The sequence below is a fragment of the Agrobacterium sp. YIC 4121 genome (assembly GCF_002008205.1).
GTDB classification, from domain to species: domain Bacteria; phylum Pseudomonadota; class Alphaproteobacteria; order Rhizobiales; family Rhizobiaceae; genus Agrobacterium; species Agrobacterium leguminum.
Window position 1 is genome coordinate 14,182 of the sequence record NZ_MRDI01000003.1, and the last position, 22,536, is coordinate 36,717.

Sequence of the window (22,536 nt, forward strand, 5' to 3'; positions counted from 1 at the left end):
ACGACAGGAGGAATAAATGTCCACCTCGACGAAAACACCGGCAAGTATCCGGCAGGGCGGGCCGGGCTCTTCCCATGAAAACGCAAAGGCCCCACTGGAGATCAAGAAACCTGCGGCAGACAATGACAAACGTTCAAAGAGCAGGGTTTCCGGGGGAGGGGGTGAGCGTGACAGTCACCACACCCATGACCCCGAACGAAAATAATTATCCGCCGGGAGAGAACGATGAAAAAGGCAAAAAAGAAAAAGAAGTGGTCACAGAAGGTGATCAGGGAAAGCGATGCGCTCGATCTTGAGAAGGAGGTGTTCACCAAAGACGATCCTTCACAGATCGCACGTTCGCTGAAAGCTTCGGCGGAACAATCCTCCAGGCGCAAGACCAGCCCTTTCCGGTCTGCAATGTCGATGCTGGTGTTTTACATCAACCGTGCTGGCCGGACGTTGCCCGGAAATCGCAAGGAAGTGCTGGAAGACGCGAAGGATGAGCTTCGCAAGGAATTCGGGAAATCGCGATAGACGCACGGCACTCGCTTTTGGCCCCTATCACGCGAAGCGCGAAGGAGGGCTGGGGGCCGTGCAGCAGAAAATTGCTCCTCATGTAATATTAAGTCCCGGAACTCCTGTGAGCCGCCATGCCCCCGCGAAACGCAGGATGACGACGCGGCGACGTCAACGGGCGCGGCCAGAGACGCTGGCGATCATCTCGAAGGGCCGCCGATCTCTGTGTGGAGGCGCTCGTCGATTGCGTTCATTTGCTCGATTTCGGCGCGCTGGCCGCGGGAAATCTCCGCACAGAGTGCCATAAGTTCCGGATCGGTGATCCTAGCATTTCTGCACATGAGAATGGCGCCGGAATGATGGGGGACCATCGAAGCAATGAATTGTCGGTCGCCGATCAGGGTCTGGTTGCGCGTACCGGTGAAAGCCGCCACGAAGAGAAGGGCAAGACCGGCATGAAGAAATAGGTTCAGCCGCTTGTTCGGATACATCCCACCCATCGTCGCGAGCATGAGGATGCCCATTGGCGCAACCATGGTTAGGGCCATGTAGACCATGTTGAGATTGTTCCGGAAGTCGCCCCAGCCGTCGATCATGGAGAACATCACGAGGTACATAACCAAGAGGCTGAGGATCATGTTAACGGCGAAAGCCGCATAGGGATGGCCGGCGGCGCGGGCTTTCCCCTCATGATGGGCGCCGTGATTGTCGTACATCTGGTCCTCCCGTTGCCGCACAGCGGCTTGCCCCGGAGAGGAGTGCGGCCCTCCCCGGTGATGATCTAGTCGGTGGAGCCAGTCAAAACAGGCTCGGGGCCATAGGGCTAATGTGGCTGCACGCCTGACTGGCTGTGGGTCCCGCCGGGACGGGAGATCGCTGCCAATGCCTCGCCCACGCCGTTGCCGTCGGTTTCCACGGCGACATCGCCGAGGGACAGGATCCCCACCAGCTGCTTGTTGCGGTCGAGGACGGGAATACGGCGGATCTGCTGGTCGCCGAGATTGCCGCAGACATCTTCCACATCCTCGTCATCGAAGCAGTATTTCACTTCCCTGGACATGATGTCGCTCGCTTTGGTGTCCGGACCTTTGCCTTCGGCAACTGCGCGAATTGCGATATCCCGGTCGGTGAGCATTCCCACCAACTTTCCTTCCTTACCGACCGGCAGGACACCGGCATCGATTTCCGCCATGATGCGGGCTGCTTCCTGAATGGTTTCTTCCGCATTCACGACACGCACATCATGCGTCATGACCTCCTGGACTTTCATCGCGGTAACTCCTTCTCACGGTAAATCCTTGCTGCGCACCCGCTTAGTGCTGGGCGTGCTGCTCATTGCGCTTGCGGGTGGCGGCGGCCTTTTTGGCGGAAGTGGATCGCTCTGCCTTCGGTCTTGCAGCAGCGGCCTCGCCACCTTTGCGGCCACCCTTTTCGGAAGAGGCGTGGTTCCCGGCATGACCGCGGCCGGAGCCGGATTTCTTGCCGCCGCCGCTTTCCTTGTTCACGGTGGCCCAGGCACGCCGCTCGGCCTCTTTCTCGCCGACGCCGCGATCCTCATATCCTTCTTCGATATGCTCGGCCTTGCGCTTCTGTTTGTCCGTATAGGAAGACTTGTCGCCACGGGGCATCGTGCTTCTCCTCTTGGTTGAAGCGCCCCTAACTCCAGTGATCAAACGATGTTCCCGAGATAACCCAGTCTCCGGCCCTCTCGCTTCTTACCGTTGACAGGCTGACGGAGATCACGTGTTTCTGAAACAGGCCTCGGGCACCATTGACCGGCAACCGGCCTACTGGACCCAAACGCGTCTAATTGCGTCGAATGCCGCGATGATAGAAGGATCGCCCATACGCGCTTCCAGGCAGAGGAAACTCAAGGTCGTCGAGAGCTTCACAATGTCCGCGATGACCAGTCCATGAGACTGCTGTTCATGCAGGGCAATCGATTCCCGGCAAAGGCTTAGTCCGACCCCCGTGCGCGTCATGGCGATCATGGACGCTTCCTGGTCCACTTGGGCCACGATGTGTTGGCGAACGCCAAGATTGGTGAACAGCCGGGCCAGCATCCGATTATGGACCGATGCGGGTGGCGTGCCGATCCATGGGAGGGAGGCAAGCTGTAACCAATCGGCCCCTCGCACAAAGCTTGCGAGCGATGGCGGAGCGACAACGCAATAGGTCAATTGGGCAAGTGAGCGAGCGTAGAAAAGCGATGCGGTATTCTCGCCAGTGATGTCGGGAGACGGGTCATAGTCCCGTGGGTCACCGAGATAGAAACCGGCGTCGAGCTCGTTGCGCTTGAGCCTCTCCGGCACATCACCGCTCATTCCGTGACGCAACGTTGTTTCTATACCCGGTCCGCTTTCAAGAAGCGCTTTCAGAAAGGCGCCCAGCCGTGTGAATTCAGGATCGATGATCGTGCCGATCCGCAATTTGCCCCGGACCCTCGTCGATAAATTACCGGCCGTCTGACCGAAGTCCGTCAGCGCCGCCAGCACTTGCTCGGCTTTTGCAGCCAACAGCGCACCTTCCTGTGTCAACTCCAAACCCGTCGAGGTTCGCCGGAACAGGGTCAGCCCGGTGTCGGTGGCCAAGCGTTTCAACTGAAGCGTCACCGCCGGCTGCGTGACGTGCAGTTGCTCGGCGGCTCGGGTGACGTTTCCTTCCCGCCCCACGGTAACAAACGCCCGTAATGTTCTCAGATCGATACCTTCCAGCATATTAATTTCACTTATAATGCTCGGTTGAATTTGTCATTGGATTTTACGAGCCAATGTTGGCTATGCATCTAATTAAAGCAGGGAGGGAGCATGGCATGCCACGGCAAAGTGTCCAATCTTATAATTATGTGGTGTTCCATCGCGATGGGGGTGCAACCCGATGAGGAATGGTGGTTACGGAACTTTCCGCGACGTTTTTGACTACGTTATTGTTGGCGGTGGCTCCGCAGGCTGCCTCCTCGCCAATCGCCTCAGCCGTGACCCGTCAAAACGTGTCCTTTTGCTGGAAGCCGGCCGCAAGGACGACTATCCATGGATACATATCCCGGTCGGCTACCTCTATTGCATCGGCAATCCGCGCACAGACTGGCTTTATAAAACCGAGCCAGATGCCGGCCTGAACGGCCGTTCGCTGCGCTATCCCCGCGGCAAGACGCTTGGCGGCTGCTCATCGATCAACGGCATGATCTATATGCGTGGTCAGGCGCGCGATTTTGACGGGTGGGCAGCGGCAACCGGCGATGATGCCTGGTCCTGGCAAAATTGCCTGCCCGATTTCAAGGCGCATGAGGATCATTACCGGCTGGACGATGGCGCGGATCCGAAGACCGGCGACAACAGCCGGTTCTCCGACATGCATGGCCATGGCGGCGAATGGCGGATCGAGAAGCAGCGTCTGAAATGGGACATTCTCGAATCCTTCGCGGAGGCCGCCGTGGAAGCTGGCATTCCGCGTTCGGACGATTTCAACAGCGGCGACAATGAAGGTGTGGGCTATTTCGAGGTCAATCAGCGCTCCGGCTGGCGCTGGAACACGTCAAAGGCTTTCCTGCGCCCGGCGCGGAACCGTCCCAACCTGACGATCTGGACGCAATCTCATGTCGAGCGTTTGATCCTTGTAAAAGAGGCGTCCGGTCGCAAACGGTGCATCGGTGTCATGGTTGAGCGCCACGGGCAGCGCACGGAGGTTGGGGCGCGCGGAGAGGTTATTCTCTCTGCAGGTGCAATCGGATCACCGCAAATCCTGCAATTATCGGGCATCGGACCCGCCGCACTGCTGAAGCGTCACGGCGTTGAGGTCGAAAACGACCTGCCAGGTGTCGGTGAAAATCTTCAGGACCATCTGCAAATTCGTGCGGTCTTCAAGGTCGGTAATGCGAAAACGCTTAATACGCTCGCCAACAGCGTTTTGGGTAAAGCAATGATCGGGCTCGAATATGCGTTGAAACGCAGTGGTCCGATGAGCATGTCGCCCTCGCAACTCGGCGCCTTCACGCGTTCCGATGAAAGCCAGGCCCATGCCAATCTGGAGTATCACGTCCAGCCCCTCAGCCTCGACGCGTTCGGTGAGCCGCTGCACACTATTCCCGCCTTCACTGCCAGTGTTTGCAATCTGAACCCGACCAGCGTTGGAAGCGTGCGGATTCGCTCCGGCAAAGTGTCGGACGCGCCGGCAATTGCGCCGAACTATCTCAGCACCGAAGAAGACCGCGGGATAGCTGCCCAAAGCCTCCGCCAGGTGCGCAAAATCGTGTCGCAGCCAGCGCTGGCAAAATACCGGCCTGAGGAATGGAAGCCAGGTCCGCAGTTCCAGAGTGATGAGGAACTGGCGCGGCTTGCGGGCGATATCGCCAATACCATCTTCCATCCGGTGGGTACGACGAAAATGGGCCGCGATGACGATCCGACGGCAGTCGTCGACAGTCGCCTCAGGGTGCGCGGAGTTGCAGGGCTGCGCGTCGTGGATGCGGGCATCATGCCGAAGATCACAAGCGGCAACACCAACGCACCGACGCTTATGATTGCCGAAAAGGCGGCCGGCTGGATCATTGCAGACGCACACGCATAGAAAATTCTTGGGGAGGTTCAAAGAGATGACATCGACCGCACGGTCCACGCTTCCGCTTTCCGGCGTTCGGGTGGTTGATTTCGGGCAATATATTGCCGGCCCGGCGGTGGCCATGATCCTCGGCGATCTGGGTGCGACCGTCGTGCATATCGATCCCCCTGGCGGTCCGCTTTGGCAAAGCCCAGCCAATGCAACGCTCAATCGCAACAAAGCCATCGTCAACATCGATCTGAAGGTGCCTGAGGGCATCCAGCAGGCGTTTGCGCTTATCGCGGAAGCAGACATTGTCATCGAAAATTTTCGCCCGGGCAAACTGGCGGCGCTCGGAATAGATTTTTCAACGCTCCGGCAGGAACGGCCGGAGTTGATCACGCTTTCCATCCCCGGCTTTGCTTCGAACGACGAGGAAAGGCGTGAGCTGCGCGCCTATGAAAGCGTCATCGCGGCAAGCTCCGGCGTTTTTACGGATATGGGCCTCAATCGGGTGCTCATGGGCGTCAACCCGTCCTTCTCCCCGCTGCCGCTGGCCTCGGCCTATGGCGCCATGCTGGCGTCGTCTGCAACAGTCCTCGCCTTGCAGGCGCGTGAGCGCACTGGGCTTGGCGATCACATCGAGGTGCCGCTTGCCAGCGCCGTCATGGAAGGACTGTGCTACAACTCGATCAAGATCGAAGGGCTCCCGGATCGGTATATCACGCAGCGCGAGCAGGAAATCGCCCGCCGCCGGGCCGAAGGCCTGCCGATGAACCTGAGTTACGAGGCCTCAACCGTCAAGGTCCTCGAAGAGGTCGGCTATACAGAAAAAGAGATCGAGAAGCTGCTTGAGGACGGTGTTGCGAGCCAGAGCTGGAGCACCGAGTATCTGCCGAGCTGACGGCAAACGGTGGCTCCGGGGTTGAGGAGGATACCGAAGTCGCTTTCGACCCGCCGAAGTGTACGATGGCATTTGGCGGGTCAGATATTCAACATAAGCAAAGAGCATTCTTGGTGCGGGAACAGACAAGGGAAAGATCGCAGAATGGCGCGCCGTACTAGCGAGGTGGAAACCTCCAAGCTCGGTCGGACACCGATAACGTTGTGGAAACCGGCAGGATTTCCCAGCGAGCTGATCAGGTCATGCGCAAGCATCCTGTCCCACGGTCGTCGAAGGTGACCTATGACAGGATTTGAAGAACCGAAGCGAAAAGCATGTTGCATCCCGCTATGCTATGTTCAGGTTCAACATGCTCTGCCTCGTTATGACTGAGACCGTCGCGGCACGGCACAAAAATCATGGCCGATGGTGCGACCCTGTTCATGAAAAGTGCATCGTGGAATGCGCCTGACAACATGCGTTCGGTCGAAAAACCGCGCTCCCGCGCGGCGCGGCCCAATGCCGAGACGATGCCATCCTGGAAATTCGCCGGCGGCATGTCGAATATCTGTCCAATCGTCGCTTCGCATTTTTGGTCCATCGCAGCGTCGTGCACGATCGCGCGGATTTTACTCTCCATTTCGTCGAGTGTTTCTGATGATGGATGTCTGATATCGACGGTAAAAGTCACGGATTGTGGAATGGCGTTGACGGCACCGGGCTGCAACGCCATTCGGCCAACGGTGAACCGGGCCGCAGGATCCAGCGGCATCATGGCGGGGAAAAGCGATCCCAGCGCATTGACCGCGGCATGAAAAGGATCGCGTCTATATGCTAGGGCTGTTGTGCCGGCATGAGCAGTCTGGCCGGTGATTGACACCTCCAGCCAGCGTGTACCCTGTATGCCCGTCACAATCCCGATGGGCACGCCCTGTTTTTCAAGGGATGGACCCTGCTCTATATGTACCTCGACAAAAGCAAAGACCGGAAAACCAAGATCGCGCATGGTCGCTTCCGGCAGGCTTTTTAGGGTGGCGTCAAGCTCACCGGCAAAACCGGCGCCGTCATCCGTTGCCGCAAGATGAAGCCAGTTTTCGGGGATATTACCGGAAGCAAAAGCCATGGAGCCCATGCAGCCGGGAGCGAAGCGGCAGCCTTCCTCATTGGTGAAGGCGACCACCTCAATGGGGCGCTCCGTATCTATTCCGAAATCTTCGAGCGTTTCGAGAACCTCGAATGCCGAAAGCGTTCCCAGTGCTCCATCAAACCGGCCGCCTGACGGCTGGCTATCCAGATGGCTGCCGATCAGAAGCGGTGCAAGGCTCTCGTCGCGGCCACTCCTCCGAATGAAAAGATTGGCAAGGGGATCCTGAAACACGGAAAACCCCCGATCAATGGCGAGTTTCGCCAGCAGTCGTCTCGCCTCACAATCCAGTGCGGTCAGCGCCTGCCGGTTGACGCCGCCCTTTTCAGTCGCGCCGATCGCCGCAAATCGATCGAGATTTGCCAGCAGTCTTTCGCCGTTGATCGAAAGTTTTGCCATTGCTGTCTCCTTTTCAGCCGTCGAGGCCGGGCTGAGCCGCTGCAACGAAAGAACGTACCCGGGACAGTTCGACCGGGTTCCACCAGACGCCGCCTTCCTTCAGCGATGACGCCACGATTACGCCATTGGTGCGTTTGAGGATTTCGATAATATTGCCTTCGTTGACCCCTGAGCCGACCAGAAGCGGCAGATGCGTGGCCGCGCCGATCTCCTCGATCTCTTCAAGAGACGCGCTGTTTCCGGTCCGCTGGCCTGTCGCTATGACGGCATCGGCGTCGAAGAAGGCGAGATCGCGCGTCAGTTCATCAATGCTGCGATCCGCGGTGATGGCGTGGGCGCCGTGCTTCACATGGCTGTCGGCAAAAACCTTGATGTGCTCCGCCCTTAGCAATGAACGGTAGCGCATCGCCTCGGCTGCACGTCCCTCCATGAAACCCTCATTGGCCACATAGGCGTTTGCCCATTGATTGACGCGGATAAATTTCGCCCCGCCCGCCATGGCGATCGCAAGGGCAGGGATGGGAGCATTGGCCAGCACATTGATACCAACGGGCACGCCGACGGCGCGGACGATGCGGTCCGTCACCACGCTCATGAAGGCTGAGGTTTCCGGTCCGATATCATCTGGTTTGGAGAAGGGAACGTCACCGTGGTTTTCGACGATCAGACCGTGCATGCCGCCTTCAACAAGGCGTTCGGCGTCGCGCATGCACGCATCGTAGATCGCATCCATGCTTGCGTTCCGATAACGCGGCGCTCCGGGAAAGGCCGGGCAATGTATCATGCCGATCAGCGCCTTGTTGCGACCGAAAATTTCCTTGATAGCATTGGCCGCGTTGTCGGATATGGTCTGCATTTCAGTCCCTTTCGAAAGTTTTCCATGCGTGCCTTTGTTATCGGCAATATCGCACTTGATGAAACCTATTCCATTGCGGCACTGCCGGAGGCAGGCGCTTCAATCTTTGGCGAGCGGGCCTCGCGCAGTCTGGGTGGCAAAGGCTGCAACCAGGCCATTGTTCTTTCGAGATGCGGTGTCGAAACCACGCTCGTCGCCGCCGTCGGCAGCGATGAGCGTGCGATTGCGATCGAAAAGGCACTCACCCGCGAGCGCCTGACACCAAAGCTCATTTCCGTCGATAGCCCCACCAGCGATATCTCCATCATCCTGACCACCCCCGACGGTGAAAACTCGATCATCACTACCCGTTCGGCAGCGGCAGCGCTCGATCAGAAAGCTGCCTTGGACGCCCTTGCCGTCGCCTTCTCCGGTGACCTCCTCGTTTTGCAGGGCAATCTTTCGGAAGAAACGACCCTTGCCATTCTCAATGCGGCGAGATCGAAGGGACTAAAGACGGCTTTCAATCCGTCGCCGCTTCAGCCCTGGTTTGCAAGCGTCCTGCCGTTCATCGATATCGCCGTCCTCAACCGCCTCGAGGCCGAGGCGCTGACGGGTGAGAGAGGGTCCGATGCCGGAGCGTGCCTGCTGCGCGCCGGTGTCGGCCTCGTCATCGTCACGCTCGGCGGACAAGGCTGTGCGCTCGTGTCCGCCGAAGGCGCTATCGAGGTGCCGGCTGCGCCCGCCACAATCGTCGACACCACGGGCGCCGGCGATTGCTTCACGGGTGTTGCGCTCGCCTCCGCCATGCTTCGCGGCGTCGCCGTGGACGCGCGTGCCCTTGAGGATGCCTCAAGGGCCGCAGCCATTACGGTTGGTCGTCGGGGCACGCAGGATGCCTTTCCCAGTCGTCAAGAACTGATGACCATTTTGCAGGCGTAGCCGCTCTGGTCACGGCTTTTCCGTCAGCCAGCCGAGAATGTTCTTCCACAGCCGCCCATAGCCATCCCATTCGCAGAAGGCTGGAGAAAGCCAGTGCGGACCAATGTCGGATGTCCATGCGGCCGTGCGGCCCTTGCCGAACCGACCGGTGACGAGCAGCGGATGGGAACCCTGATCTTCCGGCAGACGTGCAACCACCTCGACATCGGCGCGGTCACGCACCTCAACCTCGTTCACCCCCAGCAGAAGTGGCCATTCGCCGGAAAGGCCTGCCACGGTTGGATGGTCGGGTTTCAGAATATCGGCCGTCGAGCCCTCAGGAATTTCCACGCGATCGTCCCATGGAAGGCAGGTGACGGGCAACGTATCTTCCACCGGCGTGCGGCGCCAGCGGGCCTTACCATCAATACCCTGAAAGGAAAAATAGCCGCCGACCATCAGCAGGCCGCCGCCCTTTTCCACCCATGCCTTGATGAGCTTCAACCGGTTCGGCACGGTTTTGGACTGCAGCCAGACGGCCGGCGGCAGCAGAAGCGAATTTGCACCGATATCCGAGAGAATGATGACGTCATAGGTATCTAACCCCGCCATCTCGAAGGGAAATTTTTCCACCGCATCATGGGCGGTCATGTAAGTCAGCTCATATTCGCTGCCTTCCAGAGCCTTCACCAGCGGTTCTGCACCCAGATGAAAGGTGACGCTGCCAAATTGATCGAAGCCCTTGTAGTGGGTGGCGGAGCTGACCCAGCTTTCACCGACGAGGAGCACTTTTTTTGTCATGATCTTTCCATTTCCATAGTTTCGTCAGGTCTTCGCCTGGAAGACCGAGCGCGGGTTGTCCCGCATGAGAGTTTGAAGAGTGGCGTCATCGAGCCCGTGCCGCTTCAGCCGCGGCAGGAAGTGTCTGAGAATATAGGCGTAGCCATTGCCGCCATATCGGGTCAGCATCATTTTCAGGAAGACGTCATGAGACAGCAGAATGCGGTCGAGGTAACCGCCCTCCGCCAGCGTGACAATCGAACGGGCGGCATCCTCGTCGCTGGGGCATTGCACCTGCTGGTCGGCGTAGAAAAAATCCATACCGATCATGTCGTATTCGATGAAGGCGCGGCGATCTGCGAGTTCGCTCTGGTAGGTGATATCCGCGTGGGACGGGTTCATGTGACAAAGAACCGTATGGTTTAGATCGGCGCCTTCATCCGCGACGATGTCGAGAACCCTGTGTCCCAGCCGAAGCCATCCCGGCAAATGAACCATCAGGGGAAGGCCGGTGCGGACCTGCGCCTGCGCCGCTCCCCGCAGGGACTTTTCCTCCGCTGCCGTGAAATCCGCGGAGACACCGATTTCGCCGATCAGACCGATGCGGACATCGGTGCCATCGACACCGTGGAGCGCTTCGTGCACGATCTCGTCGGCTATGGCTTCGACCGTGAGCCCGGCCACTTTTTCGGGGTGGGAGGATGCAAGGTAATAACCAGCGCCCATGACGATGTTGAGGCCCGTCGCCTGTGAAATCCGCCGCAGCGCCAGCGGATTTCTGCCGATGCCCTGACAGGTTGGTTCCACAACCGTCTGTCCACCGGCCGTAACGAAATCCTTCAGTTCCGCAATCGCCAGCGGCTCGTCATCGAGCGTGATATTGTGCTTGTTGACGAAGGGATCCTGACGCAACTCGCTCAGGATTTCCATGCAGACGAAGCCTTCGGCGAGATATTGCCGCTCCGGTGTTCTGGGGGCGTGCCACCAGCATCGGCAATCGTTGAGGATGTGCTCGTGCATCAGGGTGACGCCAAGCTGGTCCGCAGCGATTGCGCCACGCACGGTCATGATCTTTCCCGACCGGATATGTCCCTCAGAGAGTTCCGTGGTCATCGCATCACCCCTTTCTCTTCGCGCCGAGGCGGAAGTTGGCGGTGAAGATGCGCGTGTTGAGCCAGATTGCTGCGAGAATGATGGCGCCCGTCACGATCTGGGTAAAGAAGGGAGAGATATGCATGAGGATAAGGCCATTGCCGATGACGGCGATGGTCATGGTGCCCAGAACCGTGCCGAGAATTGTGCCGCGACCGCCCATCAACGATGTGCCGCCCAGAACCACCGCCGCAACCACCTGAAGCTCGAAACCGACCGCCGCATTCGAGGATCCCGACCCCAGCCGCGCCGCAATCATCAGGCCGGCAATGGCCGACGCCACGCCCGCGGCCAGATAGACCGAGGCGAGAATCCATTTGGCTGGCATCCCGACGCGGCGCGCCGCTTCGGGATTGGAGCCGACGGCGACGACGCGACGACCATATCGGGTGCTCGAAAGAACGATATAGGCTATCACGGTAACGACGACGCCGATCAGGGCAGGAACGGGAATGCCAAGGAAATCACCCCTGCCGAGGTAAAAGAAACCGGGCGCTTCCGGTATCGGCACGGAATAGCCCTGCGTGATATAGAGGGCAACGCCGCGCAGGATGGAGAGGCCTGCAAGCGTCACGATGAAGGCCGGAATGCCCTGATAGGCAATGAACCAGCCCTGCACGAGGCCAAGCCCGCCGCCGAGCACGAGCATGGCGACGACAACCAGCGGCCAGGGGTAACCGGCCGCAAGCAGGATCGCCCCGACGGCATTGATCAGGGCGACCATGGAGCCGACGGACAGATCGATACCGCCGGTGATGATGACGAATGTCATTGCGACTGAGACGATCAGGATGGGCGCGGCCTGACGGACCACGTTCAGAAGATTGCCGGCCGTCAGAAACGTATCCGTGGTTGCGGAGAAGAACAGCATGCAGAGGGCAAAAAAGGCGGCGATGGAAAGCACCTGCGCATTTTCGGCGAAAAAGTCCGAAAGCGGCGAGCCTTTGGCGCGTTCAGTATAGACGGTCAATGACGTTGCCCTCCCACGATCAGACGCACGAGGTCTTCGAGGCTGGTGTCGTTGATCTGACGCTCTGCCACCTTGGTGCCTTCATACATGACGGCGATGCGGTCGCAGACCCGGAAGAGATCCTGAAGCCGGTGGGTGATGAGAATAACCGACACGCCCTTGGCCTTGACGCGATTGATGAGCGAAAGCACGGCTTCCACTTCCGCAACGGCAAGCGCCGATGTCGGCTCGTCCATGATCAGGACTTTCGGATTGAAGGAGGCCGCCCGCGCAATGGCGATTGCCTGTCGCTGGCCGCCGGACAGTTTCTCCACCTTGGAGGTGAGACGCGGAATGCGGATTTCCAGTGCATCCAGCATCTTGCGAGCTTCTGAAAGCATGGTCGGCCGGTCGAGAAACGGACCTTTGGTAATTTCGCGCCCGAGGAAGAGATTGCCCACGACATCGATATGGTCACACAGGCTCAGATCCTGAAAAACCATCTCAATGTTGCGGTTGCGGGCATCGGCAGGGCCGGAGAAGCGAATGGCTTCCCCTTCCATTGTGATCGTGCCTTCATCAGGGATATAGGTGCCGGAAATCACCTTGGTGAGGGTAGATTTACCGGCCGCATTGTCGCCGACGAGACCGAGGCACTCGCCGGGAAAGATATCCAGATCGACGCCGCGAAGCGCCTGATGCGAGCCAAAGGTCTTGCGGATATTGCGCAGGGAGATACGCGCTTCACGATCGGGCTGCCGGGAGAGAAGATCTCCCCCGGCGCCGTCGACAGCGCCTGTGTGCTGTCCGGCCGCAATCATTTGAAGACCGCACGGTAGGGTTCGACATTGGCCTTGGTGACGATGGTGACCGGCACGGCAATGGTCTTTTCCACGGTGCCGCCATCGGAGACGGTCTTGAGGGCCTTGACCGCTGCTGCACCCATGGCGGAAGGATCCTGCTGGATGACGCCTGCGACATAACCGGCGTCAATGCCAGCGATGGCCTGTTTGGTCAGGTCCCAACCGAAAACCTTGATGTCTTTCTGTTTACTCTGGCTTTCAACCGCAGCGACTGCGCCGAGAAGAGCCGGTTCACCGGTGGCGTAGATGGCGGTCATGTCCGGATTGCCGGTGATGAGGTTTTCCGCGGCCGAAAGTGCGGTATCCTGAACGTTCTGGCCATCGACAACGCCGGCGGCGGTGATGCCGGACTTGTCCTTGATGGTGTCTTCAAAGCCCTTCTGGCGGATGTTCTGGATGAAAGAGTTCAGCGCACCGACGACGCCGATCTTGGCTTTGCCGCCCATGTCGGACTTCACGTAGTCAAGGAAGAATTTTCCCATGTCGGCGCCCGCTTTGCCGTTATCAACGCCGATCTGCGCCTTCTGCGGACCTTCCGGCAAGATGGCGTCAATGGCGACAACGGGAATATTGGCGGCGGCCGCCTGCTTTACGGCCGGCATGATGCCATTGACATCGATGGCGACCACGGCAATGCCGTCCACCTTCTGCTGGATATAGGTTTCAATCGCGCTGTTCTGAGCGGCGGGGTCATTGTTGGCGTTGAAGATCACCAGCTTGACGCCGGCTTCCTTGGCGGCTTTTTCCGCGCCTTCATTCATCTGGTTAAAAAACAGCGCCTGCTGGTTGATCTGAACCAGGGCGATCGTCTTTTCGGCGGCGTTGGCAAGACCAGCAGACAAAGTCGCGCCGGCAAGGACGGTCGCAGCCAGAGCTGCGGAAAAATATCGACGTTTGAAATTCAGCATTATCGTTCTTCCTCTGTTGGTTTCGTTGCTTTTTATTAGATCGCGGGCGGCGCAACGGATTCACGCACGACGATTTCGACGGGCAAGAGCTCCTCTGACAGCAAAGGAGGCTCCTGGTCCCAATTGGTTTCGAGCAAAAGCGACAGGGCGCGTTGGCCAATGGCGCTGACAGGCTGGCGAATGGCGGTGAGCGGCGGCGCAAAAAGATGCAGCGGCCCGACGTCGTCGAAACCTATCATCGACACGTCCTGCGGGATGCGCACGCCTTCGGAACGCAGAACCTCGACAAATCCGATGGCGATTTCGTCCGAACTGGCGAAAACCGCCGTTGCCGGTCGCCCCTCATCCAGAAAGCGGCGCGCGGCAGCCCGGCCAAATTCCACGGTATAGGCGCCGCAATATCTGGAAATCGAAAGCTCTGCCTCCGCCACCCGCTCGGTGAGAGCAGATTTGAGGCCGCGAAAACGACGCTCCGTACTGATCATGTCCTCTGGTCCCCCGACATAAAGGACACGTTTATGCCCATGCATAGCCAGATGCGCGCCCGCCAGGCGACCACCCTGCTCATTGTCGCAGAAGAGTTTCGGCACGGTGGCGCCGGGCACGTCTTCATCGACCACCACCACCTTGCCGGTGGTATTGATCAGCTCCGCCAGTTCGTCGGTATTGGGGTGGTTCGTGATGAAAACGAGCCCATCGACATGATTGCGGGCAAGCAGACGAAGATAGGACAATTCCCGACCCGTACGGTTCAGCGTGGCGAAAAGCGAGAGGGCAAGTCCTCGCCTGTCGGCTTCTTCTTCGACGGCCGCAACGAGCATGCCGAAAAACGGGTTTCCAATATCAGGAACGACAAGGCCGATCGTGTCCGAGCGCCCTCGGCTCAAGCGTCTGGCATGCGGATTGGGCACGTAATTGAGTTCACGGATAGCGGCCTCGATGCGCGCTTTCGTTTCTGGCGGCAGCTCCAGCGTGCCGTTCAGAAGCCGCGATACGGTCGCAACTGAAACGCCTGCCGCCAAGGCGACATCTTTGAGGCTGGTCGCATGGTTTCGCGCCATCACACTCCCGCTTTCTGTTCCACTCTATCGGGTCTTTTCGACCTCTGTCCGGTTTGTAAAGCGATTTACTAAACCGGTTTACAAAGAAGTCTAAAAGATGGGCCGAGTCAACACGGTTTTATAACCTCTTTAAAATTTGTCTGTTTCACCGGAGCCGGATCGAAGTGGAGATAAGGCGGCGCTTACCTTTGCCTACCAAGCATCTTCGTAGATTCTGGCGGCATCGGACAGCAGCACCGTGCGTGGATTGTTAACCAGCAGGCGGGTCTGTTCCATCGCACTTTCCGCCAGCAAGGCAAGCCCGTCTTTTGGTATCCCAACATCTCTCAGTCGCACCGGCAGGTTCAGGCGCCCGGGGAGCGAGGCCAGCCCTTCCAGGAAGCCGGCAAGTCGGCCGGACCTGTCGGCAGACTCCAGCTGAGGAAAAAGACATGGCGCCAATTCCGCATAGGCATCGCCGCACACCGTTGCGTTGAAACGCAACACATGTGGCAGGACCAGGCTGTTGGAGAGCCCGTGCGGAACATGATAGAGGCCGCCAATCGGGTAGGCGAGAGCATGAACGGCCGCAACCGGCGAATTGGCAAAGGCCTGACCGGCCAGCATCGCACCCAGCAGCATGGCCTGTCTGGCAACCATCTCGGCCCCGTTCTTCACGGCGATCTCGATATTCGCTCCAAGAAGCCGGAGCGCCTCTTTGGCAAGGGGGCGGGAAACAGGATTGTTGTTCGCACTGGCGGAGGTGAAGGCCTCGATGGCGTGGACCATGGCGTCAATTCCCGTCGCCGCAGTCACCGCTGGAGGAAGGCCGACGGTCAGGCTTGCGTCGAGGATCGCCGCATCCGGTAGCAGGGTTGGCGACACCACGCCCTTTTTCTGATGTGCATCCGTGGTAACGATGGAAATCGGCGTGACTTCCGATCCGGTACCTGCCGTCGTCGGCACCAGCACGAGGGGCAGGCGTTCCCCGGTCACCTTGCCGACGCCGTAAATATCGCCGAGTGCTTCACCGCTCCTTGCCAGCAGGGCCACGAGTTTCGCGACATCGAGCGATGAGCCGCCACCGATGCCCAGTATGCCGGTGGCACCGAAATCGATTGCACGCGCCACAGCGTCGTGGATGACGGTTTCCGGAGGATCCGCGACAACGCCGGTGAAGATCGATGTTTCGGCTCCGCCCTCCGAAAGGCTCGCAAGGGCGGGTTGAACAAGCCCAGCCCTGACGACGCCATCGTCTGAAATTACCAGAACACGCGACCCGAGCCCGGTCTTCAGCTCCGAAAGCCTTGCGATACTGCCGGGGCCTGCGATTATCTGAGGGACAGTCGCGAATGTGAACGTGGACATCTTATCGGTCTCTCACTGATGCCATTTGACGAGAGGCTGATAGTGATGTGGTTGACGCATGACGACAAGATCCTTTCGCCGGACAATGTTCGTCGGGTAGGGTGTATCGAGGTTGGTGGTAGAAAGCGGTTCCACCCGGGTGTGGGCAGCCTCAAGCCCGGTCAGCGAAGTTCCGGGAAAACCAGAATGTCCGGCGCTGTCGTCGCCTTTGCTTCTCTGGCCAGTGCGGTGATGCGGGCGATGTTGTCTGCGACCACGGAGGAAGGGCGAACTGGGCAACGGCCGCGCGCGATTTGCGCCCGCGCGGGATCGATCTGCACGAGTTCACCGAAATCAAGGGCATCGTCGGCTTCGGAGATTGACCGTTACGACCCATCTCGTATCCGTGACGCGTTCATCGGGGACTCGCCTAGAAATCGGGAAGCGTTAAACCTTCATCCCCATCGCGCCGTGCCGACAGCGATAACAGGGCCGGTTGCCTGACCAGTCGGCGAGCCGCCGAAAGGTTCGACGCTGATCGCGAAGGTGGTGCCTTCGGTGATGCTGTTGCGCATGTCGGCGGGGATTATAAGATCGCCATTCGTGCCGGGCTGGAAGACGCCGAGCGAGCGGGTCTTGCCGCCATCCATCACCAGCCACAGTTCCAGCGATTTTTCGTCGGTCTTGCCGGTTGCGACAGGCACAATGTGCATCCGTCCGGATTCCGCATCGTAGGAGGCGAGGAGATTAACCTGGCTGTCGGTCGTTGCAAGTTCGGCCACCAACGGAGTGGCGCCCTGCCATTTTTCGGGGAAGGCGGCGTAAACGATGGCGGCCACGGCGGTTGCGCTGGTGGCAACCGAGATCCAGCGCCAGAAGGACGCGGAATTCCAGAGGCTGCCATTGGTATTGACGGTCCTGCCGCCGAACAGGCGTTCTTCGATACGCGCAAGAACAGCGGCGCTCGGTGCCTGCTCCTGGTAATCAGCATTGAAGTCGGAAAATTCCGCCTCCCAGCGCTGCACCAGCTGTGCGAAGGCCGCGTCGTCCTGCATGCGTCGTTCCAGTTCACGGCGCTTTTCGAGCGGCAGCACGCCCAGGACATATTCACCGGCGAGGATGTCGTCGTGCGAATGCTTGCCGCCGCTCTGTTCGCCCGTTGTCATCGCTGCATGCACTCTCGGAGTTTGAGAAGACTGCGTCGCAGCCAGGTTCTGACCGTGTTGAGCGGCACGCGCAATTCTTCTGCGAGTTCGAGATAGCTCAAGCCCTCGACATAGGCCCGACGCACCGCCTGCGCGTGTACGGTCTCAAGCTCGCGCATGCAGGCTTCGATCCTGCGGCCTTCATCGGCGAGAACGATCTGCTGCTCAGGATCGCGGGCGCTCTCGTCGGCAAGATCGTAGGCTTCTTCGATGTCGTCGGTTATGGGCTTGCGGGCGCGGATCGTGTCTATTGCATGATTGCGGGCAATGGCGGCAAGCCATGTGGCGGGTTTGCCGGCGCTGGCGGCAAATGTCCGGGCCCGCTGCCAGACCTTGATATAGATTTCCTGCAGCGCCTCCTCGGCTTCCGTTCTGTCACGCAGGATTTTCAGGCAGATCGCGAAAAGCTTCGGACTGGTTGCCTGATAAAGCGAGACGAATGCTGAACGATCACCCATGCCGACGCGGTTAATAAGGCTTGCGATCTCTGTGCCCTGCATTCGAACCTTCCTTGCTGCGCCTCCTTTATAGGATCGTATTTCGCAGGAAGACAAGAGATGCATGCTCATGCTGCGAACCTGGCAACGACTGGGCCGCAGGGTTATCGCACTTAAGCGGCCGGTAAGAGGGGATGTCGTCATCACAGGCCCGTCGGATTTTCCAGCGGGCCGACCAGCCGCACCGTGAGGAAATAGCCGATTGTAGCCGCTGCCGCGGAGACGAAGGTTCCCCATAGAAGATCGGCGACGGTCAGGGTCGTGGACCAGCTTTTGAGTGTCGCCTGATTGGTCAGGTCGTAAGTGGCATAGGCCATGAAGCCGACCACTGCGCCATAGAGCAGCGCGGTCGTCCATTCTCCTGTCTGAAAGGCCGGGCGAACCGCAAGAAAGGTCAGGCCGGCGGCATAGATGAGGTAAAAGACGACCGCCGGAGCAAGCCGAAAGTTTTCTGCCAGAAGATCGCCGATGGCCGGGCGGTAAAGGCGCGACGCCATCGTGCTCAACCAGATGAAATCAATCACCAGAAAGGCGACGAGGGTAAAAAGGTAGGCTGCGACATAGGTTTTCATTGGTGTTTTCCTTTGCAGGGCCTCGATAAGGGAGCGACGATGGCGGGTCGAGGCAACGTGTAGATGTGGCTAGTCGATCCTTGTCCAATTTATGCCTTTGCACAGCAGACCGGCGACGATACAGCCTTTCGTTGTCATGCCGTTGCCGTTTATTGTCACTGTTATCCTGTAGGATTTATCCCGCTGGGGGTCGAAAGCGGTGCCGGAATAACTGCCTGCCTCTGTCTGCTTTATGTCCATGATCAGCCGGTCCCCGGCCTTTTCCTTCGGGGTGCCCGGCTTGATCCAGGTGTTTGTGGCACAGATATTTTCACCGCAGGGCGCAATCAGTACTTTCGCCTTGCCGTCTCCGCGCGCCCAGTTGCCGTCGATATCGGCCGCCGTCGCGCTGGACGCGACCAGCAGTGACCATAGGACGGAAGCAACCGTCAATCCGTTGATCATCATTGTCTCTCTCTCCGCAGTTTGGTCCCGCCTTATCTGTGTTCGATCGTGTAGAAGCCCACATTTATGCTCCCCTCGGCAAAGCCTGCCTCGCAATAGCAAAGGTAATAATCCCAAAGCCGTCGAAAGCGGTCATCGAAGCCAAGCAGGGAAATCGCCTGCCACCGCGCGTGAAAACGCTGGCGCCATTCGGCGAGCGTGAGCGCGTAGGACTGGCCGAAAAGTTCTTTATCGGTGAGCTTAAGGTCGGTTTTGTCGACCGCTTTTTCGAGCGCGGCATCTGAGGGCAGAAAGCCGCCGGGAAAGACGTATTTCTGAATGAAATCCGCCTTGCGCCGATATTTATCGAAGCGGCTTTCTTCAATCGAAATGATTTGCAGCACCGCACTGCCGCCCGGTTTCAGGCATCTTTTCAGCGTTTCGAAATAGCTCGGCCAATAGGCCTCGCCGACTGCTTCGAACATTTCGACGGAGACAATCCTGTCGAATTGGCCGTTCAGGTCGCGGTAATCCTGCAGCCTCAGATCGATGCGGTCTGTGCTGCCGGCTTTTTCCGCCGCATTTTTTGCCCATTTTAGCTGGGAGGGGGAGAGTGTGATGCCGGTGACGTTGGCTTTGGCCTGCGTGGCAAGGTGAATGGCGAGTGCGCCCCAGCCGCAGCCGATCTCCAATATGTTCTCGCCGCCGCTCAATTGCAGTTTATCGACGATACGTTCCAGTTTTTTAAGTTGTGCGGCTTCGAGCGTAGACGCCGTGTCATCGAAAATCGCCGAAGAATACAGCATGGAGGGATCAAGCCACTGCCGGTAAAACTCGTTGCCGAGATCATAATGCGCTTCGATATTGCGGCGGCTGCCGCGTCTGGTATTGGCATTCAACCCGTGCGCAGTGCGGTTGAGAAGGCGCATCGGCAGGCTGCCGCGCATTGACCTTGCGAACGCCTCGCGATTTTGGGCCGCAAAGCGGATTAGCGCCGTCAGATCTGGTGTGGTCCAATCGCCTTCGATGAAACCCTCGGCAAAGCCGATGTCGCCGTTCAGCAGCATTCGCCGGATCGCGCGCCAGCTATGCAGGACAAGGATCGCCTCGCTGCCATTCGTTGCGCCGGATCTTTCAATGATGCGGCCGCCGGGAAGAATGACATTTAATCTTCCCCTGTCGATATTGCTCAACAGCCGGTTGATGAGCCACATGCCTGGGCTGATGCGGTCGTTCAGGCGCGTATTCTTCGCCGATAATTCCGTGAGATTGTCAAACGGGGTCATGAATTTTGGCCTCGATTTGCGACGATGAAGGATGATGGAAGGAGACTGGACCGGCAGGCGGCCGCGGCCGTTTTCTGAACTGCACGCCTTTCAGCCAAATTTTCAGGGCCTCCCAATGAATGCCCAGAATGACCTTGAGCGTCAGGAGGGGAATGGCGAAGAAAGCTTTCAGAAGCGCACCGTCCGTCAATTCGACACGCCGGGCCAGATGCCGGGCGGTCAGGATCAGGCCGTCCTTGTCGAAAGTATCGATGACGATTTTCAGCCTGTCGCCCGGCGGGGCGACGCGGAAAACATAGTGGAGATCCATGTCCATGAATGGAGAGACATAAAAGGCCTTGTCGCATTGCTGGACGATCTCGGTCGATTTGCCGGCTTCCACCGGGATCAGGTATGAGTGTCTCTCGCCAAACGTGTTGTCCACCTCCCAGAGGATAGCTTTGAGCGACAAGTCGCGCCCGTAGCAGAAGAAGACACTGAGTGGGTTGAAGGCCCACCCTAGCAGGCGCGGCATGGTGAGCAGACGTATCGGGCCTCCGTCCACTGCCATGCCTGCCGCCGTCATGGCTGCCTCGATCTGCTGGCGCAGCCCGATGGCGCTGCGGTTGCCGCGGTCCCTGCTGTGAAACGAGAACAGGTTGAACCGGTCTACGGAGAAAAATCGCAATTTCCGGTCGAGCACGTTCAACTCATCGAGGTCGAGGAGCAGCGAATAAATCCGGTAGGCGAGCTTATGGGTTTTCGGCTTCAAGCGCGCATGCGTTACATGGCCGGGAAAAAGCGCCGAGGTGAGGGGAGGCGTCATGCCATCGCCTCCATGATTTCCGTGTCTGTCGCAATCGTCGCCAAATCCAGGCGGATGATCCGGCCGTTGTCGTCAGCAACCTTCCATGGACGGGATACGCCGCCAAGATCTTCGGCGACGGCAAGGCCGGCCTGAAGACCATCTTCATGAAAACCGGATCCGAAATAAGCGCCGCAGAACCAGGTGTTTCGCAGACCCTGCAGGGCCCATAGCTCCTGACGCGCCTGTTCGGTGCCAGCATCAAAAACCGGATGGTGATAGGTTTCCTCGGCGATGATTTTTCCTTGATCCGGTTCTCGCTCGGGGTTCAGCGTTACGAAAATGTCCGGGGTTTCACCCAGCGGCTGAAGTCTGTTCATCCAGTAGGTAATGCTCGGCAGGCTCGTTTTAATGCGCGTGTCGGCCACATAGTTCCAGCTTGACCAGGCAGCGCGGCGGCGCGGCATGAAACGGCTGTCGGTGTGAAGCACGGCGCGGTTTTGGGTGTAGGCAAAAGCGCCAAGAATGCGCCGTTCGGCGCGTGTTGCATCCGCGAGCATGTCGAGCGCCTGATCCGCATGGGTTGCTATCACCACATCATCGAAGCGCACGGCTTTGCCGTCCGCAGTGGTGATTTCGACGCCGTCCGGCAGGCGGTGGATGCGCTTCACCGGCGTCGAGAGGAGAATTCGATCCGCAAACGGCGCCGTAATGCGTTTCACATATTCGCGCGAGCCACCAATGACTGTGCGCCAGACCGGCCGATTGCGCAGCAACAGAAGGCCGTGATTGCGGCAGAATTTGATGAAATGCGCCGCCGGATAGCGGCCGACCTCCATGGCCGGCGTGGACCAGATGGCCGCAGCCATGGGGTAAAGATGATCGTCGCGGAACGCTGAACCATACCGGTTGCGGGAGAGATATTCGTCGAGAGACAGATCGCCCATCAAATGCAGGTCGCGTGGGGCATTGCGGTAAAAGCGCAAAAGGTCTCCAAGCATCGCCCAGAAACGTGGCCTCAGGATGTTGGACTTCTGGGCCAGCAGGCCGGGGCCCGTTCCGCCGGAATATTCGAAACCGCCATCATTCAGAGAAACGGCGAAAGACATGTTCGAAGCTGCGGTCGCCACGCCCAGTTGCTTAAAAAGCGCCGTGAGATTGGGGTAGGTCTGCTCGTTATAGACAATGAATCCGGTATCGACATGGACTTCTCCATGGTCCGTGCTGAACGTCACCGTATTGGTGTGGCCTCCGATGCGGTCAGCCGCTTCGAAAACAGTTACATCGTGTCGTTGCGACAAAAGCCAGGCCGCCGACAAACCGGAAATTCCCGTTCCGACGACGGCGATGCGGCGGCTTTGTTCTTTTTTCGCTTCGGTGTCGACCATTTTTCCTCGCTATCGCACTGGCAATCCAGTCCTGGGGACCGCGACATGTACGAGGAGGCCGCCCGATCAGTTTCACCGGCGCACCGATTTTTTGAAATTTTGTCCGGCGCCTGAAACTATTTTGCG

Annotated in this window: 26 protein-coding genes and 1 pseudogene; 6 read left to right on the forward strand and 21 right to left on the reverse strand. The window is 58.8% G+C overall.

Features of this window, described 5'->3' with window-relative positions:
- Positions 1-16 precede the first annotated feature (16 nt).
- Complete coding sequence (locus tag BTE54_RS04245; RefSeq protein ID WP_078051594.1) at positions 17-205, forward strand: hypothetical protein; 189 nt, start codon at positions 17-19, stop codon at positions 203-205.
- A 20-nt stretch (positions 206-225) separates the two neighbouring features.
- A complete protein-coding gene (locus BTE54_RS04250) occupies positions 226-516 on the forward strand; it encodes a DUF3175 domain-containing protein (protein WP_198939070.1) in 291 nt (96 codons plus the stop codon).
- A gap of 182 nt (positions 517-698) precedes the next feature.
- Here the strand turns inward: BTE54_RS04250 and BTE54_RS04255 are convergent, their stop codons facing one another.
- The 4 genes from BTE54_RS04255 to BTE54_RS04270 all read right to left on the reverse strand — a co-directional run bounded on the left by BTE54_RS04255 (position 699) and on the right by BTE54_RS04270 (position 3,215).
- Complete coding sequence (locus tag BTE54_RS04255; RefSeq protein WP_078051596.1) at positions 699-1,214, reverse strand: DUF305 domain-containing protein; 516 nt, start codon at positions 1,212-1,214, stop codon at positions 699-701.
- A gap of 107 nt (positions 1,215-1,321) precedes the next feature.
- Entirely contained in the window at positions 1,322-1,768 is a 447-nt protein-coding gene (locus BTE54_RS04260) for a CBS domain-containing protein (protein WP_078051597.1), read from the reverse strand.
- Positions 1,769-1,811: 43 nt separating this feature from the next.
- A complete protein-coding gene (locus BTE54_RS04265) occupies positions 1,812-2,126 on the reverse strand; it encodes a plasmid stabilization protein (RefSeq protein WP_078051598.1) in 315 nt (104 codons plus the stop codon).
- Between the two features lie 159 nt (positions 2,127-2,285).
- Positions 2,286-3,215, reverse strand: a complete 930-nt coding sequence (locus BTE54_RS04270; protein ID WP_078051599.1) for a LysR family transcriptional regulator — start codon at positions 3,213-3,215, stop codon at positions 2,286-2,288.
- A gap of 160 nt (positions 3,216-3,375) precedes the next feature.
- On the opposite strand from BTE54_RS04270, the gene BTE54_RS04275 reads away from it, so the two are divergent.
- Entirely contained in the window at positions 3,376-5,064 is a 1,689-nt protein-coding gene (locus tag BTE54_RS04275) for a GMC family oxidoreductase N-terminal domain-containing protein (RefSeq protein ID WP_078051600.1), read from the forward strand.
- Between the two features lie 25 nt (positions 5,065-5,089).
- A pseudogene (locus tag BTE54_RS04280) lies at positions 5,090-5,824 on the forward strand (CoA transferase); the annotation flags it as partial.
- A 394-nt stretch (positions 5,825-6,218) separates the two neighbouring features.
- On the opposite strand, the gene BTE54_RS04285 reads toward BTE54_RS04280, so the two are convergent.
- Positions 6,219-7,460 (reverse strand): Zn-dependent hydrolase, encoded by a 1,242-nt coding sequence (locus BTE54_RS04285; RefSeq protein ID WP_078051601.1) that lies wholly within the window; start codon positions 7,458-7,460, stop codon positions 6,219-6,221.
- Between the two features lie 13 nt (positions 7,461-7,473).
- On the reverse strand, positions 7,474-8,316 hold the full coding sequence (locus tag BTE54_RS04290) for a BtpA/SgcQ family protein (protein WP_078051602.1): 843 nt from the start codon (positions 8,314-8,316) through the stop codon (positions 7,474-7,476).
- Positions 8,317-8,340: 24 nt separating this feature from the next.
- Here BTE54_RS04290 and BTE54_RS04295 point away from each other — a divergent pair, with 24 nt between their 5' ends.
- The gene (locus BTE54_RS04295; RefSeq protein ID WP_078051603.1) at positions 8,341-9,237 is read left to right on the forward strand and encodes a ribokinase; all 897 of its coding nucleotides are present in this window, start codon (positions 8,341-8,343) and stop codon (positions 9,235-9,237) included.
- 9 nt (positions 9,238-9,246) lie between these two features.
- On the opposite strand, the gene BTE54_RS04300 is transcribed toward BTE54_RS04295, so the two are convergent.
- The 15 genes from BTE54_RS04300 to BTE54_RS04370 all read right to left on the reverse strand — a co-directional run bounded on the left by BTE54_RS04300 (position 9,247) and on the right by BTE54_RS04370 (position 22,341).
- Positions 9,247-10,017 (reverse strand): glutamine amidotransferase, encoded by a 771-nt coding sequence (locus BTE54_RS04300; protein WP_065656265.1) that lies wholly within the window; start codon positions 10,015-10,017, stop codon positions 9,247-9,249.
- A 24-nt stretch (positions 10,018-10,041) separates the two neighbouring features.
- Entirely contained in the window at positions 10,042-11,109 is a 1,068-nt protein-coding gene (locus BTE54_RS04305; protein ID WP_078051604.1) for a phosphotriesterase, read from the reverse strand.
- A gap of 4 nt (positions 11,110-11,113) precedes the next feature.
- Positions 11,114-12,118 (reverse strand): ABC transporter permease, encoded by a 1,005-nt coding sequence (locus tag BTE54_RS04310; RefSeq protein ID WP_078051605.1) that lies wholly within the window; start codon positions 12,116-12,118, stop codon positions 11,114-11,116.
- On the reverse strand, positions 12,115-12,918 hold the full coding sequence (locus BTE54_RS04315; RefSeq protein WP_065656268.1) for an ATP-binding cassette domain-containing protein: 804 nt from the start codon (positions 12,916-12,918) through the stop codon (positions 12,115-12,117). Before BTE54_RS04315 ends, BTE54_RS04310 begins: the two co-directional genes overlap by 4 nt.
- Positions 12,915-13,868 (reverse strand): substrate-binding domain-containing protein, encoded by a 954-nt coding sequence (locus tag BTE54_RS04320; RefSeq protein WP_065656269.1) that lies wholly within the window; start codon positions 13,866-13,868, stop codon positions 12,915-12,917. Before BTE54_RS04320 ends, BTE54_RS04315 begins: the two co-directional genes overlap by 4 nt.
- A 35-nt stretch (positions 13,869-13,903) precedes the next feature.
- Entirely contained in the window at positions 13,904-14,929 is a 1,026-nt protein-coding gene (locus BTE54_RS04325) for a LacI family DNA-binding transcriptional regulator (protein WP_078051606.1), read from the reverse strand.
- 192 nt (positions 14,930-15,121) lie between these two features.
- Complete coding sequence (locus BTE54_RS04330) at positions 15,122-16,276, reverse strand: iron-containing alcohol dehydrogenase (RefSeq protein WP_078051607.1); 1,155 nt, start codon at positions 16,274-16,276, stop codon at positions 15,122-15,124.
- 161 nt (positions 16,277-16,437) lie between these two features.
- Complete coding sequence (locus BTE54_RS25230) at positions 16,438-16,596, reverse strand: hypothetical protein (RefSeq protein ID WP_162934127.1); 159 nt, start codon at positions 16,594-16,596, stop codon at positions 16,438-16,440.
- Positions 16,597-16,710: 114 nt separating this feature from the next.
- Entirely contained in the window at positions 16,711-17,421 is a 711-nt protein-coding gene (locus BTE54_RS04340) for an anti-sigma factor (protein ID WP_065656273.1), read from the reverse strand.
- The gene (locus BTE54_RS04345; protein WP_065656274.1) at positions 17,418-17,960 is read right to left on the reverse strand and encodes a sigma-70 family RNA polymerase sigma factor; all 543 of its coding nucleotides are present in this window, start codon (positions 17,958-17,960) and stop codon (positions 17,418-17,420) included. The genes BTE54_RS04340 and BTE54_RS04345 overlap by 4 nt, the downstream gene beginning before the upstream one ends.
- A 140-nt stretch (positions 17,961-18,100) precedes the next feature.
- Complete coding sequence (locus BTE54_RS04350) at positions 18,101-18,529, reverse strand: DUF2177 family protein (protein ID WP_078051608.1); 429 nt, start codon at positions 18,527-18,529, stop codon at positions 18,101-18,103.
- A gap of 69 nt (positions 18,530-18,598) precedes the next feature.
- Complete coding sequence (locus tag BTE54_RS04355; protein WP_078051609.1) at positions 18,599-18,976, reverse strand: DUF2147 domain-containing protein; 378 nt, start codon at positions 18,974-18,976, stop codon at positions 18,599-18,601.
- A gap of 29 nt (positions 18,977-19,005) precedes the next feature.
- Positions 19,006-20,238: a cyclopropane-fatty-acyl-phospholipid synthase family protein gene (locus BTE54_RS04360; protein ID WP_078051610.1), complete on the reverse strand. Its 1,233-nt coding sequence runs from the start codon at positions 20,236-20,238 to the stop codon at positions 19,006-19,008.
- Entirely contained in the window at positions 20,225-21,043 is an 819-nt protein-coding gene (locus tag BTE54_RS04365; protein WP_078051611.1) for a DUF1365 domain-containing protein, read from the reverse strand. The genes BTE54_RS04360 and BTE54_RS04365 overlap by 14 nt, the downstream gene beginning before the upstream one ends.
- Entirely contained in the window at positions 21,040-22,341 is a 1,302-nt protein-coding gene (locus tag BTE54_RS04370) for an NAD(P)/FAD-dependent oxidoreductase (protein ID WP_245316567.1), read from the reverse strand. The genes BTE54_RS04365 and BTE54_RS04370 overlap by 4 nt, the downstream gene beginning before the upstream one ends.
- Between BTE54_RS04370 and BTE54_RS25235 the strand changes: the two genes are divergently transcribed.
- Positions 22,237-22,524 carry a hypothetical protein gene (locus tag BTE54_RS25235; RefSeq protein WP_245316569.1) on the forward strand — a complete coding sequence of 96 codons (288 nt, stop codon included), beginning with the start codon at positions 22,237-22,239 and terminating at the stop codon, positions 22,522-22,524. The two genes, BTE54_RS04370 and BTE54_RS25235, sit on opposite strands and share 105 nt — an antisense overlap.
- Positions 22,525-22,536 lie beyond the last annotated feature (12 nt).